The organism is Paenibacillus hamazuiensis (assembly GCF_023276405.1).
GTDB classification, from domain to species: domain Bacteria; phylum Bacillota; class Bacilli; order Paenibacillales; family NBRC-103111; genus Paenibacillus_AF; species Paenibacillus_AF hamazuiensis.
Window position 1 is genome coordinate 5,565,520 of the sequence record NZ_JALRMO010000001.1, and the last position, 16,573, is coordinate 5,582,092.

The following is a 16,573-nucleotide window of genomic DNA, read 5'->3' on the forward strand; positions in this document are numbered from 1 at the left end:
ACTCGCCATATCGATTTTATGCCTCTCTTTCCTTAGTACCATAATGTCTACGGTTGCCCGAAAAATCCTTTCCTTTCCGCAAATGAACTCCTTTCTCGTCGAAAATAGTCATATTTTCCCGATGATGCATGACTTTTTAACCATATCACGCCGATCTGAGCAAATTCTGAGCAAAGCCGAGGCACAAAAAAAGCGACACACGCCTACGACTCCTCGTCGGCGCTGCCGCTGCACAACCGGGTATACAACTGCACCGTCGACTTAAGCGGTGCAATCCCGAGCTCCTCTTGCAATAGCTTTGTAAAATGGTTGTAATGCCTCACCATGGACAACCGATCGCCCATGTCCGCATACACCTTGAGCAAAGTTTCGTTGACATCGTCCAAAAACGGATTTTTCTCGAGCGCGCTGCGCAAGCAGTCAGCTGCGGCACGCGGCGCTTTCATCGACAAATAGCACTCCGCCATCCGTTTCATCAGCCCGATATAGGCGTCCTTGAACCTTACCTGCGCCTCATACGCCCAGACGAATCCGTCCTCTTCCATGTAATCGCCTGTATACAGGGTCGCAACCCGCTCGAATTCGCCGATGGAGACAGGGGAAACCGATCCGCCACCGCCGGCGATCCGCTCGAATTCGTCCGCATCGCACAGCAGCCCGCGAGTCTCCAAGCGGTAGCTGTTGTTCTTAAATTCCAGCAAGTGCTTGCAGCCGATGCCGCCCAGCCTTTTCCTGATGCCGTAAATGCAAGTATGCAGAAAAACAGCCGCCTGCTCCGTATTCGAACTGTCCCAAACGTCCTCTAAAATTTTCTCTTTCGCGACAAATGTATTTCTGTGATGGACCAGATACGCCATAAGCTCGCGTTCCTTGGACGTCCTCCACTTTACTGCGGCCGACGAGTCCGGATCGCAAATCCATTCGAACCGGCGAAAGCAGCGAAAGTGGGACTTAACCGCAGGTACCGCCGACGTATATTCGCCTCCAGCCGGCGTCCCCCGCCTCGATACGATCCGTTCAACCGTCTTGCCCAGCCGCCCCGCCGTTATCGGCTTCAGCACGTAATCGACCGCATTTATCTCAAAAGCGTCGATAGCGTACTGGTTATATGCCGTCACGAATACGATCTCGATTCCGGGATCGATCGCCGTCATGTGCTCGGCCGCTTCAATCCCATTCATGCCGGGCATATCGATATCCAGAAACACGATGTCGACAGTCTCCCTCTTGAGCCATTTCACCGCTTCGTCCGGCTTCGTAAACATCCCGGAAATTCCGATATGTCCGCTTGCGGACAGAAGTTTTTCGAGCAAGTCCAGCGCAGGCTGCTCATCATCGACCAAAATTGCGCGCAGCAATCGCGTTCACCTCACTTGACTGAATTCGGAATGCGGAACGTCACTTTCGTACCTTGACCCGGCGTGCTGTCGACCTCAAGACCGGTTCCGTAAAGCGTCCGCAAACGCCGCTCGATATTGGCAAGCCCGACTCCTCCTGTACGCGCTTTCGTTTCCGCCGAAAAACCAAGCCCATTATCTTCCACGGCAACCACGATGCCGTCTTGCCCGGATTTCGCGGCAATACGCACGGTTCCTCCTTCCGGACGCTTCGTAACCCCGTGCCGCACCGCGTTTTCCACGATCGGTTGGATAACCAGCGGGGGGATCGGCACGCCGATCTGTTCCTCGATATCGTAGACGACATGCAGTCTCGGGCCGAAACGGGCCTGCTCGATGGTCAGATAGGACTCAACCAGCTCCAGCTCCTTGCGGATCGGCACCAGCTGTTCGCGATTTTGGAAGTCGAAGCTGTTTCTCAAATATTGCCCCAATTCGGCCAGCAAATCCTGCGCTTTGCCGACATCGGTGTGACTGATCGATATGACCGTATTCAGCGTGTTAAACAGGAAATGCGGTTTGATCTGAGCCTGCAGGAAAGCCATCTCGGCATTGATCAATTCGCTGACCGACCTTTTCATCTCCAGCAGCGTACGGATTCGCGCTTTTAATTCGCCGGCCTCGACCGGCTTGCTGAGAAAATCGTTGACTCCCGCGTCGAACGCCGCCATAATATCCTCCGGACGGCTTCTTGCCGTTAGCAGCAAAACCGGAAGCTCAGACAGAGAGTGCCGGCTGCGGATCTCCCGGCATACTTCGTAACCGGACAAGCCGGGCATCATCAAATCGAGCACCACCAAATCGATACGTCTGCCCGAATCAAGCTGCAGCAGCACCTCTTTGCCGTCGGCAACCGCAATGACCGAATATTTCTCGACCGATAACAAATTCAGCAGCACCTTACGGTTGGCGGCATCGTCGTCGGCAACGAGAATCGTAAACGCTTTGCCTCCTTCCAGCCGTACCGTATCCGCAGCAGCGGGCACCCGATCGACCGTCACCGGAAGCACGTTTGCCCCTGGCATTCCCGCCCCGGCCGGGCGATCATCCGCTTCACGAGCAAGCGGTGCTGTAAATGTAAACACCGCGCCTTTGCCGGGCTCCGATTCCGCCCAAATGACGCCGCCATGCAGCTCCACGAGCCGTCTCGCGATGCTGAGCCCGAGCCCCGTGCCCCCGTATTCCCGCGCAACCGCACCTCCCGCTTGCTCGAACGCTTCGAAGATAACCTCCAGCTTGCCGGGCGGGATTCCGATACCGGTATCGGCTACGGAAATCGCCAGCCAGCCGTTTTCCTCGCGTGCGGAAACGGTAATCTCGCCGGCGGCCGTAAACTTGAGCGCGTTGCCGATCAGGTTGTTCAAGATTTGCGCCAGTCTGTCTTCGTCCATAAAAACGAACTGCCTGTCGTTTAAAAGCTCGATGAAACGTACCGGTTTATCACCGGATAAATGGCGGAACATCTCGAAGATAACCCGCACGACCGGACGCAAGGCGACGGACCGCCGCTTAAGATGGATCTCCCCGTTTTTCAGCTTGGAGAAGTCGAGAAGATCTCCCACCAAATTGGACATTCGCTTGCCGGTAGACGCGATCATCGCCACATTCTCCTCCTGCTGCGGCGTCAGCTTGCCTGCGGCGCCCTCAATCAGCGACTGGGCGATATTAATGATGCCGTGCAGCGGCGTTTTCATTTCATGGGACGTGTTGGCCAAAAATTCGTCCTTGAGCCGGTCGAGCGAATGCAGTCGTTTTGAAAGCTGCTCCACCGCGCTGAACGCTTGGATGAACCTTTTGGACAAAAACAGCACCTGCGCCAAAGCGAAGCTTATCCAGGCGGCCACCTGAATGGAATAAACGGACACGGTAAGCACAACGTCCAAAATCGAAACGACATCGAGGGTCAGCAGCGAAAGCGCTCCGATCAGCATATAACCCGCGCCTTCCATTCTCCGTGCCGCCCCGGCGGCCATCACATAGACGACATAAAGGATGTCGGCTAACGATAAGGCGAAAACGAGGATTTCGGCCTGTGAGTAGACGGTTGCGGGAGTCAGCAAGGTAAACATGATCCGCACGGCCAGAATGATCCCGAACCCTTGTATCGCGATTTTCTTGAACAGATTCGGAAAGGAGCGCCTCGTGTACAGCAGCAAAAACAATTCGGCGAATGCGCCCGAGAGCGTTTGGATTTTTATCGTCAGTTCGTAATACATGTCCGGAAAAAAGATAGTGACGATCTTCTCGCCGTGCGTCGCCACGTACACGCTGACTGCCATACAGCACAAGCCGAAATAGAGCCAGGCCCGTTCGCGCCTCCTCATCCGGTACAGTACAAGGAAATATGCGCCGATCAGCAGGAATCCGGAGACTGCGATCAAATCGATGGAGACCGCGGTCTCTCTGGAAAACTCGATGTCGTCCTGATAGCCGAGAAAAACAGGGTGCGTAATTCCGCCGTCGGCATACCGGTAGTTGGCGACCTGCACAATAATCTCGGCGCTGCTGCCGTTCACCGTAAAAAAACGGACGTAAGGCGCGTTGACCGACACCGTTTCCGGCGAGTTCGCTCCGGGTTTGCCGCGTTTTCCGATTTCCTGTCCATTCACGTACAAGGTGTGCGCCGTTTTAATATTGGTCGGGCGGATTCCGAAGGTCCGCGCGTTCCCTTCCCCCAGCTTTACGCGCAGGCGAAACGTTGCATAGCCGTTCGGAGAGCCTTCTTGCTCCGGGTACAGGTCCCATTTTTCCGGCACATGCACGTAAGTCGTCATTTTCGGCGGATCGCCGTCCTGTCTTGCCGGATCAAAGTCGTCAGGAGTCAGCAGTTGGTTTCTGTAATATTCCCATTCCCCATCGAGGCGCACGATGCCGTCAGCTGCAAAGTCCCAGCCCGTTAAATCCATGATCCCCTTTACCGCCTCAGGGCGGTTTGCGTCGGCCCCTCCGGGCGATACCGACCCGAACGCCAAAAATATAATAAACAGAATGCATATCGTCGTTAATGCGGCCGCTGCGTTTTTGCGCATTTATGCACCTCTTGTTCCAGTAGCGCCATTCTAATAATTATAAATAATTCGACATAAACCTCCAATTTCCTATAAAGATGATGCAGAAAAAAAGGACCGCTCCCCGGGCCATGTTTTGCGCCTGAGAGCAGTCCCTATTCTGTTTGCTTTAGCGAAGGGCGGCCAGATCGAACTCCGGCACCAGGCCTTCGCGCATCGCGCGGCCGAGCAGCGCGGCAATCGCTCCGTAGCCGCTCTCTCCAAGATCGGCCGTAAACTCGTTCACGTACAAATTGATGTGCGCTTCGGCCACTTCCGGCGCCATCTCCTGGGCGTGGCTGAGCACGTAGGAGCGGGATGCCTCCGGATGCGCCCACGCGTATTCGACCGAGGCGCGCGTCCAGGCCTCGATCGCCTTAAGGTCGAGCGAACGGCGGGCGATGATCGCCCCGAGCGGAATCGGCAGTCCGGTATCCGTCTCCCACCAGCTGCCGAGATCGACGAGCTGGCTTAAGCCGTATGCCGTATACGTGAAGCGCGCCTCGTGAATGACAAGGCCGGCGTCCAACCGGCCGTCGCGCACCGCCGGCATGATCTCGTGAAACGGCATGACGACGATTTCGCCTACGCCGCCGGGCACATGCTGCGCCGCCCACAGCCGGAACAGAAGATACGCGGTGGATCTCTCGCTCGGCACCGCCACCCGTTTGCCCGACAGCGCCGCCGGGTCCGCCCCGGCTTCTTTCGTCAGCAGCAGCGGCCCGCAGCCTCTGCCAAGCGCCCCGCCGCACGGCAGCAGCGCGTATTCCTTCAGCACCCAAGGCAGCGCCGCATACGAAATTTTCATCACGTCCAAGCCGGTTCCGCTAGCAGCCAAATGATTGGTAATATCGATATCCGCGTAAGTCACATCCAGCTTCGGCGCGGCGGGGATGAGCCCGTGCACCCAGGCGTGAAACACGAACGTATCGTTGGGACAAGGTGAAAAAGCGATTTTCATGTAAGCACCTCCGCGAGTATTTTGCTTGCCGCCTCCAAAGCCTGCAGCGCGTCTCCGATGCGCCAGGCCGACCGGTCGCGCGGCCCGACCCGGTTCGAGATCGCACGGATCTCCAGCAACGGTACTCCGCGCTGCCGGGCGGCGACGGCGACGCCGTAGCCTTCCATCGCTTCCGCGGCCGCTCCCGGCACCCGGGCGGCCAGCTCATCGGCGGTGGCCGCCGTTCCCGTTGCGGTCGATACCGTAAGCACCGGGCCGAGGACGGCCGGCAAGCCTGCCGCTTGCAGCGCCGCCGTCAGCCGGCCGGCCAGCTCGGCGTCGACATCGCACCGGGCCGAGCCGAATCCGAGCTCGTCCACGCTGCGGAAGCCTTCCGGCGTCTCGGCGCCGAGATCGGCCGCGACGATCCCGCTCGCGACGACGAGCGAGCCGATGTCCGCCCGGCCGGCGAATCCGCCGGCGATGCCGGCGCTGATCGCGAGCCGGTAGTCCCCGGCGGCGAGCGCCGATGCCGTGCTGGCGGCCGCCGATGCCGGGCCGACGCCGCCGGCCACGACGTCGAAGCCGCTCGCGCCGCGCAAACCGCGCAGCACCGCGTCGCGTTCGGCGTCCACCGCGGTGACGATCAGCACGCGCTTTTCTGCAGGCTGACTGTCCGTATCTTGCCCTGCCGCAGGCGTGCTTTTTTTCGAATCCGAATGCATAAGCCGTACTCCCCTTTGAACCTTTAAAAAATCATTACTTACCATTATAGTGAATCCGTCCGCTTTATCCAACCGAGTCCGTGCAGGAGACGGCCAGCCCGGAAGCTTGTCCCGATTGTCATTCGGATGAGGTATCGCGACGGGCCGACCGAACTAATAACGAACATCCGTGCCGCTTTCGCCGAAATAAACGGGACATCCGCAACTTAAAGGAACTGCGGTGCGCTAATTCGGCGAATATCGGCACTTCCGCAACTTAGAGGAACTGTGGTGCGTTAATTCGGCGAATATGGATAAATCCGGAGCTTAGAGGAACTGTGGTGCGCTAATTCGGCGAATATAGGCACTTCCGCAACTTAGAGGAACTGTGGTGCGTTAATTCGGCGAAAATCGGCACTTCGGCCCGTAAAACTTACAAATAGAGAACCACAGTTCCTCTAATTTTAACAAATCCCCCGAATTGGCCGTTTTAGCGAACGCCAGTTCCTCTATTTTGACCGCTGAACCGCTGCCGACCACCGATAACCGCCCCCCGTTCGTTCGGCCCTTTTCGGGTTACCTACACGCGAAGCACGCCCTCCCGGGATAAGGTCAGCTTCTCGAGGCCGTCCGGCGTAATGGCGTAGCTGTTTTCGATGCCGACGACGCCACGCCCGGGAAACGTAAACTTCGGCTCGATCGCGATGACCATGCCCGGCTCCAGCGGATAGGCGAAGCCTTTGGCGAGCACGGGCAGCTCGTCGATTTCGAGGCCGATGCCGTGCCCGAGAAATTTCACCTGGTCGTCGGCATAGCCCATGAAGTGCTCGCTTAGTCCGGCCTCCGCCGCCTGCTCCAGCGCGGCCGCGTACAGGCTTTCGCTGACGGTGCCGGGCCGGAGCCGCTCCTCCGCGCTGCGCAAAATGCGCTCGGACACCGCGTAAGCCCGGGCGAGCTCCTCCGGCAGCTCGCCGATCACGGCGGTGCGCGTCTGGTCGATCACGTAGCCGTCGATGCAGCAGCCGATATCGAGCAGGATCGGCTCATCGCGCCTGAAGCTGCGGCGCCCGGCGCTTTGCGGGCTCGCCGGGCTCAAGCCCTGGCCGCCGGCCGGGCCGTCGAAGTAGGTCGGCATCGCCGCCGCCGCGCCGCCGCCCACCATGCCGGTTACAATCTCCTGATTGTAACCGCGCATCCGCATGAGGCCGAGATGGCCTCTTCGGCGTATAAAATATTCGATCTCGCTCATCAGCTCGAACTCGGCCATCCCTTCGCGCAGCACGCCGAGAGCATGCTCCAGCGCTTCGTCGATCAGCCGCGCCGCTTCGCGGATGCGGTCGAGCTCGTACGCGCTTTTGATCATCCGCGTCTCGCGGATCAGCATCGAGCCGTCGGCCCACATTACGCCGGGAAGCAGCTGCTGCAGCCGCTGAAACTGCTGCACCGGCAGCACGTCGTATTCGGTGGCGACGATCGGCTGCGGCCCGTCCGCGCCGCCCGCAAGCAGCTGCGGGAACTGCGCCTTAAGCCGTTCCCCCCACGTGCGCATCGAGCCGACCGGCCGGACCGCGACCGCCGCTTCCTCCTCCGCCCGCACGACGCTGCGGCGCACATAAAACATCGGCTCGCCCTCGGCCGGCACGAACAAATAACCGGTTTGCATCGAGCCGGTCAAATAGTAAATATCCACGTTTTGCGTAACGAGGAAACCGCTCAGCTCCTTGGCCTGCAGTTTTTGCTGAAAACGGCTTATCCTCTCCAAAAATTCGGCCTTTTCCATACCGCTCGCTCTCCCCCTCAAGCTTTCGCATCAATTCTCTCGCCGCTTAGCCGGTTTCGGAACAACCACGGTCCCGCCGCCCGTTAACCCTTCATCCTGCGCACAAGCCGCTCCATCGCTGCCGCCATCTCGCTTCGCGGCAGACGCACGCGCTCTCCGTGACCCGGCAGCACCCACTCGAACGATTCGCCGGCGAGCCGCTCCATCGACGCCGTCTGCTCCGGCCAGGAATACCAGCAATAATCGTCAAAAGCTTCCAGCTCCTGCGTATGCCGGTCCCACGCGAGATGATCGCCGGTAAACAAATAAGTCTCCCGGTACAGCAGCACGATATGCCCCTTCGTATGTCCCGGGACCGGCACGATGCGAAAATCCCCGTCCCAATCGATCGGGTCCGTACCTTGAACAAAATGCTCCGCATCCGGCTGCGCGGACCGTTCCGCTTCGTGAATGATCCGCTTCGCGCCAAAGCGCTCCGCATACTGTGCCGCATCGGCAATATCGTCGCGGTGGGTGAGAAAAATCGTATCGATGCCGCCCATCTCCTCGAACTTGCGCACCAACGCCGGAATCCATCTCGGCGCATCGATCAGCCAATTGCCTTCCGGCCGCTGAATAAAATAGCTGCTGCCGCCGAACGATTTTGCAGAGGTGAAGCCGCAGTAGTAGACGTTCTCATGCAGCCGCAGCGGAAAATCGTCCATCGCCGCGGCAAGCCCTTCCTTGCGTTCGCTGCCGATCGCCGCCGTCGGACAAGCGAGCAGCGCCTGAAACGCCCGCCGCACCTCGTCTTCGCTTTCCGGCTGGCGGGTTACCGCCGAATAACCGCCGATTTCGCTGAAGCTGCCGGGAGCCAGCTGCCGGCATGTGTCGCAATCGATACAGGCCGAGTTTACGTAGAAATCGCCCGGCACGTTGGTGCTGAGCCGCCTTTTTTCCGTCATCCGCCAATCCCTCCCCGGTGACCTTCGCTTTAAAAATAACAATACCCCTTCGACGCCCAAAATGCAAAACGCGAAAAAAAGACTGCCCCAGCCATTTGATGACTTGGGACAGTACTTTCGGTTAATTGATAAATTGCATGAATTGCAGCATCCGTTTCAGCATAACCGCCGCTTGCGCGCGAGTGGCATCCGCTTTTGCCGAGAACAAGTTCTCATTGGTGCCTTGAATCACGCCTGCGGCCAAAGCCTGGGCAACCGCATCTCTCGACCAGTCCGCAATGTCCGCGCGGTCTGCGAACTTGCCCAGCGCGGCTTGATCGGCAGCGACTTCTTTGCCGCCCGCCTTCATGGCTCTGGCGATCATCGCCGCCATCTGCTCTCTTGTTATGCCGGCATCCGGCCGGAACGTTCCGTCCTCGAAGCCGGAAACAAGACCCGCCTTGACGGCAGCGGCTGTCGAACCGGCAAACCAGTCGGTGCGCTTGACATCTTTAAATTCGCCGGCGGCACCGTTCGCATCCGCAAGACCGAGCGCCCGAACGAGCAGTGCTGCAAATTCGGCCCGGGTAATGCGGTCATCCGGCGAGAACAGCTTATCGCTTGTGCCGTTTACAATGAGCTTGCCCGCGAGCAGCTCGACTTCCGTTTTGGCCCAATGTCCCTGAAGGTCTTCGAACGTCTTTCCGGTACGGACAACCGTATAAATGCTGTTGTGCGGCGAACGTATCGTCGCTTCCGCTCCGTTCACGAGCGCAGGCACGAAGTGCAGCTGCCCGTTCGCGCCGAACCAGACCGCCGTCACCTTGTCGGGATCGTCCGCAGGCGTATGCAGGGTCAAAATACGATCCACATAAACCCCGCCAAAATCGGTCACCTCTTCGCCGCCCGCCGTCAGGCTGAACTGGGCGGGGGTTGCGAGCTGTACGGCTCCCGTAATGCGGGCCGCCGCTTCGATAGCTTCGCCGGCTTTGCCCGATACCCTGGAGATGGTCAAACTGACGGCTCCGTTTTTCGTCAAATTTTTAAGGAGCCCGACCGGCAATATATATGCCGTGCCGTCCGCTTTGATCTGCAGCTTGGCCGCAAAGGCGCTTTCGGCAGACCCGCTCAGCGAGCTTGCAGGCAAATCTACCTGGACGACAGGATCCGTGCTCTTGATTTCCAAAGTGATGACGGAGCTTCCTTGAACGGAAGACAGCACTTTGTTCAATTTATCCGCATCCACGGCAACTCTCGTTACCGCTCTGCCGTCAGCGGTCGTTTCCCGGGTTACCTTCGCATCGTCAGCCGGGTCAAGTATTACGTTGGCGGAGGAGGAAGTCCCGTTCCCGTTATTGCCGTTAATTCCGTTAGTTCCGGTATTTCCGGGGTTAGCCGGATTTCCACCCGTCGAGCTTGAGCTTCTGCCGGAGCCGCTATCCTCCGTCCTGGCTGAAGCCTGGTTGGAGTAGGCGCTCTCTCCGGCAGCATTCACCGCGGTTACGACATAATAATACGTCGTATCCTTGGATAAACCCGTCACGGTGTAAATCGGACTCGTGACATTGGAGGCTATTTTCGCATACGGCCCGTTGTTGGCCCGGCTTTGGTACACGTTATAGGAAGCGGCGCCGGTCACTGCGCCCCAGTTTAAGCTTATTTGCCGGTTTCCTTTTACCGCCGTCAACCCGCTTGGGGATGCCGGAGCTTGCAGCGGCGCGGTCGGCGTCGCGCTCGCTTCAGCGGAATTCGCGCTTTCTCCCGCCTCATTCGCCGCTGTCACGACGTAGTAGTAGGTCGTGCCGTTTTTCACGCCCGTGTCCGTGTAGCCGTTAGCATTCAACTGACTCGCAATCACGGTATACGCTCCGCCGCTGGTCGTGCTTCTCTTCACGTTGTAGGACGCCGCTCCCGGTACTGCGTTCCAGCTCAAGCTCACCTCCGCGTTGCCGCCCGCAGCCTTCAACCCATCCGGTGCGGCCGGAGGCGTCTGCGTCGGGATCTCAGGCAGCGTGTTTTCCGCGCCCGCCTGCGTTTTGACGATACCCGGAACATCCGCCGTCGCATCCATCCTGGTGAACAGCGTCGGCGTCCAGCTAACCGGGCTCAGGCCTCCCTTGCTTTGCGTAATATTGACCTCGGTCCCATTCAGGATCGATCCCGCATCGGTAAATGTCGTTCCACCCAGCACTTGAATGAGCGCTGCCGGAGAAGTGCCCTCATCCATTGCAAAATAGTTGTTTTCCGCGTAGACCTGCGACTCGTATCCGACACCGATTGTATACAGGAACGGATAGCTCGGATCGTTCAACGTTCCTTCGTAGTAGTTGTTGTACACGTGCACCTGACCGTAACGCACGCGCGGCGCACGCTGGGATACGTTGCGGTAATAGTTGTGATGGAACGTAATCCGCTCCTTGCCGCTGTCCGCCGAATAGCCGTCGCTTCCGCCGACGAGCGTCAGCTTGTCGTGATCGTGGAAGTAGTTGTACGATACCGTAATCAAATCCGACGCATTCGTCATATCGAGCGCCCCGTCGTGCTGCTGGTACTGGCGTCCGAAATAGTTCACCCCGTAATCGTCCCGGTTGTCCCCGTCGCTGAACGTGTTGTGATCGATCCACACATGCGTGGCGCCCTTCACCGTAATGCTGTCAAAAGCGGAGTTCCAGTTGCCCGATTCTCCGTCGGTCGGGTCCCATTGCGGGAAGTAATCGAACGTGTCTTGGAACTCGATATTTCGGATGATGACGTTGTCCACGTTTTGAATCATCAGGTTGCCGCCGAGAATTTTCGCGCCCGAACCCGGCAAGCCGACGATTGTCGTATTGGACCCGATATTAATTTTAATTCTATTGCCCTGATTCGCTTCCGAGTTGGCGCGTGCGGTTTCCAGCGGTCCCGAAGGTACCGATGCGGTGCCCCATACTTTCGGATCGTAAGCGGCCAGGTAAGCATTGAAATCGTATGCCGGGTCTTTGTAGTAATCGATGCCGACCGGATTGTCGTTATCATCCACATTCATGTCGATCGTTCCTTTGATGTAGATGATTTTCGGCGTGGCGTTGGCGGCGTTCGTGCCGTTGTTGCCGCCGAGCGCCTGGATCAGCTCGCTGCGCTTCGTCACGGTATAAATATGTGCGGCATCCGCGGCGGAACCGCCCTTCGTTCCGGTAGTGAAGGATCCCCAGCCGTCGTTTGCGGCAAGCACCTGCTTGCCGATGTCCGAAGCGTCGGTATTGATCACATTGACCGTCAAAGGTACGGAAACGGAGTCGAAGTTAAATGCCAGCTTCGTCGTTCCTTCCGGCAGTCCGGCCAGGTAAGATTTTTTGAGCGACACCACATTTCCCGTGATGCTGTAATCCGACGAGCCCAGCGTATTCGCACCGCTCGTGATGCTCTTGAACAATTGGCCGTTATTTTGCAGCATCACCTGTATTTCCGATTGGTTCGCCGCATTTTTATCAAAATTGGACGATGTCGTTGTAACCGCCGGTAAATAATTCATCTTCGGCATCATGACGGGAACCGTCGGATCCCATCCTTTAAACATTTGCGGAATCGTCAGGCTCGCTTCCTGGCCTGTCATCATTGAAGCGATTTGCCGTGCCGACGGATTGGCCCCCGACCCGTAGCTGTTGTATTCTTTGTAGCTGTAACCTTTGCAATCGCCTGCGCACGCGGAAATCCATCCGGCGCCAAGGAATTTTTTCGAATCGATCAGCGTGTTGATAAAGCGGACATTGGCATATTCCTTCCAAGGACGTCCCAAGTCATAGGTGCCTTGGGCGGACGTATCGTCGACGATTTGCGAATTCAGGAACACATACCCGATATCGTCTGCATTCTGCGCCCCCGCCGTAATGTGTCCTCCTGCGGAAGTGCCGCCGGAGGCATTGCTGACAAGCACCAGCTTCACATTGTCCATCACGACCGTCGGCGCTTCTCCGAAAATAAAATCGACGTCGCCCTGTATGATGCTGTTGCGGAAATAATGCCTGCCCTGCTTGGACGCGTTCAAACCGGTATACAACGTGTCCTGATACCCCGTCAGTTTGACCGATTCGAAAGCGGCCTTATCGCTTTTGAGCGACAAAGCGACCGCTTGCGCAACCGCGGAACGCGGACCGGCGCTGTTGGCAATCGTCAGATTGGCCGCCGTAAAATGATCGGCATTGACGGCGACCGTCTGGCTTGAAAACGTACTGCCGGTGTGACCGGGCTGGCCGACCGTCGACGACGTTCCGGCATAATCGCCGTAGACGATGGTGGTGACATCGATTCCCGCACCGATCAGGCTGACGTACGGGCTGCCTACGGTCAATTTCTCGGTGTAAGTTCCCGGCTTGATATAAATCACCGTTCTGGCCGTATTGTTCGTCGGGACCGTATCCACGGCGCTTTGAATGGTGCTGAAAAGCGTCGTGCCGAAACCGTCTGCATGCGGATCCGCGTTTTGGTCCACGGTAAGCACTTTGGCCGGCAGCGCGGCGATTTCATCCGTCGGCGGGCTTTCCCCGCTTGCGTTCACCGCCGAGACCTTGTAATAATACGCAGTTCCGTTCGTTACGCTTTTATCCGTATAAGTCGCTTGACTGACTGTGGCGATCGGATCGTACGTTCCATCGCTTGCTGCAGCCCTGAGCACCTTATAAGCGGTCGCTCCATCCGCCGGGTTCCAGTAAAGCGTCACACTGCCCTCGTCCGCAGCCGCTTTAAAGCCTGCCGGGCTGCCCGGCGTACCGGCTTTCCGTTCGTACGGAACGGACCTCAACTGACCCGAAATCATGCTTTCCTGGGATTGATTGGCCGCCGTCACAACGTAATAATACGGCTTGCCGTTTTCCAGTCCCGTATCCGAATAACTCGTTCCGTTCACATTGGATGCGATCGTCGTATAAGGACCGCCGTTTACGGTGCTTCTTTTGACGTTATAGTAGGTCGCCTTCGTAACCGAAGTCCAGTTCAAATCGACCTTACCGCTGCCGGGTGTGGCTCCGAGAAGCGCCGGAGTGCCTAGTGGCGCGGCCGGCGACGCTTTCACAAGCTCGGAGCCCGGACTGGAACCGCCCATATTGCCGGCAAACAGTTGATAATAATACACGGTGCCGTTGGTTAAGCCCGTATCGAGATAGGTCGTTTTCGTCAGCTTCGTCTGTCCGTTTTGCAAAAGCGGCACAAACGGGCCGTTTGGCGTCGTGCTTCGCTGCAGCGTATAGAAGACGGCACTCTCTACCGGGCTCCAGCTCAAGCCAATTTGGCTGTCTCTGACATCGGCAGTAATCGCCGCCGCCGCAGGCGCTGCAGGAGGCTTCACATCGTTCGGTATGCCTTCCGCCATATTGGAGTAATCGCTCTCTCCGTTCGCCTTGACCGCTGTTACTTTATAGTAATATGTAATGCCGTTAGTGAGTCCCGTATCGGTATAGCTGTTCGCCGAAACGCTGCCGGCTATCTTCGTATACGTGCCGCCGGAAGCGTCGCTCCGGTATACGTTGTAAGAATCCGCGCCGCTGGCCGCATTCCAGGTGAGTTCGACCTTCCGGTCAGCCCCGCCGGCCGTCAAGTTTTGCGGCGTAGCAACGCCCAGCTTATAAGCTTTCACATTGTCCACGTACATGCTGCCCGTGGACGTGCCTGCCGTTCTTGCCTGAATTTTCGATATATTCGTATCGAGAGTGCTGAACTTGTTGTTCCCGTAATACTCTCCGTTAATGAACACATCCGCCGAATTCGTTCCCGTATCGGCGACGAATTTCAATTTGTACCACGTGTTTGCCTCGATCTTTGCCCCTTGAATCTTGGCTGCGAGGAGCGCACTGAGATTGGTCACGCTGAACGAAAGCACCGTTTTGCCGGAGCTGTCGACCAGCTCCAAAGGATAGGAGTCCCCGATCACCTTCGGCTGCATGAAATCAAGTTCGGCGGTAAGACCGGCTTTGCCCGATACCGCAGCGAAGGCATTGGTGAAGCCCCCTCTCCGGCTGGCGTTCGCATTGTCGTTAATCCACAGCACATTGGTCGAGTTGCCCGGAATCGCCGCCGATTTATTGTTGGCCGGCGCCGTTTCCGTGGGGGAATAATATTTATTGGTCAAATTGTTATTGTTAATCACGGTTACGTTGTTAATCAAAACGTCCGCCGCATTGGCAATCGAAACGTATCCGGCCGGCGTATCGCCCAAGGTGCTCGTTTCAAAATCGTCGTTGATCAGGAAAACGCCCGGTTTGCCCACTGTCTGGGCGGAGTCGGCGCTTTCCACGGCCCCTTTCACCGCGCTTACGACATAAAAATACGACGTGTTATTCACAACCGAATTATCTATGTAGGAAGTCGCGTCGCTGACCTTGGCCAGATTGGTATAGGGTCCGCCGCTTATCGTGCTGCGCTTGACGTTATAGTAGGCTGCCCCGGTCACGCTGTTCCAGCTGAGGGAAACCGTTCCGTCGCCCGAAACAGCCGTCAGCCCTGTCGGCGCAAGCACCGTCGTCGGCGCTGCCGGCGTGGCGCTCGCTTCGGCGGAATCGGCGCTTTCGCCCGAAGCGTCGGAAGCGGTAACGACGTAGTAATACGTATTGCCGTTCGATACGGCGGTATCGGAATAAGACGCTGCCGCTGCACCGCCGGAAGCCGTCACGCTGGGGGCGATCGTCGCGTAAGGCCCGCCGCTCGCCGTACCCCGCTTGACGCTGTAGTAAGTCGCGCCGGTTACCGTATTCCAGGTTAAATCAACCTTCGCATCTCCCGCCGCTGCGACGAGGTCGGCCGGAGCGCTTGGCGCGGGATTTTTTTTGTAAACGAGGATGTTGTCGACGGATAAAGTCCACGGAGTACCGTTTCCGCCTCTTGTTGCAATCAGGACCGTTTTCAACGCCGTAGAGCCGGTGGCATTCTTAAAAGGTTGATTGAGCAATTGACCGATGACTGCCGATGGAGCAGCCGTTGTGCTCAAATAATAACTTCCCTTCTGATTATCGAGATCCAATACCGCCTTCAGATAATACCATGTGCTGTTGGAAATGGTCATCGTACCGCCGCCGGGAGCGCTGAACGGACAAAATGTATTGCTTTCGCTATACCAACTGATGGTGGTGCCCGAACCGCTGCAGCCGCTGCTAAGAATCGAGGATGGATTGTTCTTGTTTTGAATGTCGGCGATAACTTTGTCGTTTGTATCCAAAACCTGCAGCAAATAGCTGTTTTTTGTCACATTGGACAAATTAAAATCGTACTCTACGGTAATTTGCCCGGCGGAAATACCCGTTCCGGAAAAAGCTTTCTTAACTCCGACCAACGCCGAAGACGAAGCGTTATTTTCCGTGAATTTCAGCACCTTGGAATTCAGCGTCGCATCGGTGGTCATCGCAATCGTATCGGCGCTCGTATTGATGCCCGACAGCAGCGAAGTAAACCCCGCGATTGTTTCAGCCCCGCTCCCCGGACCCGCCAAAGCGGCCGAATCCGCATACGCACCCTCAAAATCCTCGCCGAACAGCAGCGTAGAGCCTGCCGGCGCCGTCAACGCCGCGCGTGCCGTATCACTGTACAGCGGCACGGAGGTGATCACGAGCAGCGCGGCCATGGCGGTGCTGATCCATTTTTTCATTCTTGTCATGCGTTTCATTGCCGTACGTTTCCTCCCAATCGTCATTTTGCGAAGCAGACTCATTGAAAGCGCTTTATAACAATTCCCTATACATCCCTCCCATACTTGACGCAGTCCGGACCGCGCGGCATACTTGAACGGGCTTGACCGTATTCCTAAGTATGCAGGCAGCT

The 16,573-nt window shown here is 57.4% G+C and carries 7 protein-coding genes and 2 pseudogenes; all 9 read right to left on the bottom strand.

The genetic code is table 11. From position 1 onward, the window contains the following. Window positions 1–203: 203 nt before the first annotated feature. Complete coding sequence (locus tag MYS68_RS24235) at window positions 204–1,358, bottom strand: response regulator (RefSeq protein WP_248928305.1); 1,155 nt, start codon at window positions 1,356–1,358, stop codon at window positions 204–206. 11 nt (window positions 1,359–1,369) lie between these two features. Further along, window positions 1,370–4,426, bottom strand: coding sequence for an ATP-binding protein (locus MYS68_RS24240; RefSeq protein WP_248928306.1), 3,057 nt, complete (start codon window positions 4,424–4,426; stop codon window positions 1,370–1,372). Window positions 4,427–4,574: 148 nt separating this feature from the next. Beyond that, window positions 4,575–5,405 (bottom strand): 1,4-dihydroxy-6-naphtoate synthase, encoded by an 831-nt coding sequence (locus MYS68_RS24245; protein WP_248928307.1) that lies wholly within the window; start codon window positions 5,403–5,405, stop codon window positions 4,575–4,577. Then, the gene (locus MYS68_RS24250; protein ID WP_248930999.1) at window positions 5,402–6,109 is read right to left on the bottom strand and encodes a futalosine hydrolase; all 708 of its coding nucleotides are present in this window, start codon (window positions 6,107–6,109) and stop codon (window positions 5,402–5,404) included. The genes MYS68_RS24245 and MYS68_RS24250 overlap by 4 nt, the downstream gene beginning before the upstream one ends. Window positions 6,110–6,668: 559 nt before the next feature. Further along, the gene (locus MYS68_RS24255) at window positions 6,669–7,868 is read right to left on the bottom strand and encodes a M24 family metallopeptidase (RefSeq protein WP_248928308.1); all 1,200 of its coding nucleotides are present in this window, start codon (window positions 7,866–7,868) and stop codon (window positions 6,669–6,671) included. A gap of 83 nt (window positions 7,869–7,951) precedes the next feature. Then, entirely contained in the window at window positions 7,952–8,812 is an 861-nt protein-coding gene (locus MYS68_RS24260; RefSeq protein WP_248928309.1) for an MBL fold metallo-hydrolase, read from the bottom strand. Between the two features lie 121 nt (window positions 8,813–8,933). Next, window positions 8,934–10,730 (bottom strand): S-layer homology domain-containing protein, encoded by a 1,797-nt coding sequence (locus MYS68_RS38920; protein WP_248931000.1) that lies wholly within the window; start codon window positions 10,728–10,730, stop codon window positions 8,934–8,936. An 81-nt stretch (window positions 10,731–10,811) separates the two neighbouring features. Continuing rightward, window positions 10,812–12,083 (bottom strand): annotated as a pseudogene (locus MYS68_RS38925) (pectate lyase family protein); the annotation flags it as partial. Beyond that, a pseudogene (locus tag MYS68_RS38930) lies at window positions 12,075–16,463 on the bottom strand (pectinesterase family protein); the annotation flags it as partial. The pseudogenes MYS68_RS38930 and MYS68_RS38925, both read right to left, overlap by 9 nt. Between the last annotated feature and the right edge of the window lie 110 nt (window positions 16,464–16,573).

Coding starts and splice junctions, on each gene's coding strand:
- MYS68_RS24245 (WP_248928307.1), bottom strand. CDS start 5,405: ATGAAAATCGCTTTTTCACCTTGTCCCAACGATACGTTCGTGTTTCAC.
- MYS68_RS24260 (WP_248928309.1), bottom strand. CDS start 8,812: ATGACGGAAAAAAGGCGGCTCAGCACCAACGTGCCGGGCGATTTCTAC.
- MYS68_RS24240 (WP_248928306.1), bottom strand. CDS start 4,426: ATGCGCAAAAACGCAGCGGCCGCATTAACGACGATATGCATTCTGTTT.
- MYS68_RS24250 (WP_248930999.1), bottom strand. CDS start 6,109: ATGCATTCGGATTCGAAAAAAAGCACGCCTGCGGCAGGGCAAGATACG.
- MYS68_RS24255 (WP_248928308.1), bottom strand. CDS start 7,868: ATGGAAAAGGCCGAATTTTTGGAGAGGATAAGCCGTTTTCAGCAAAAA.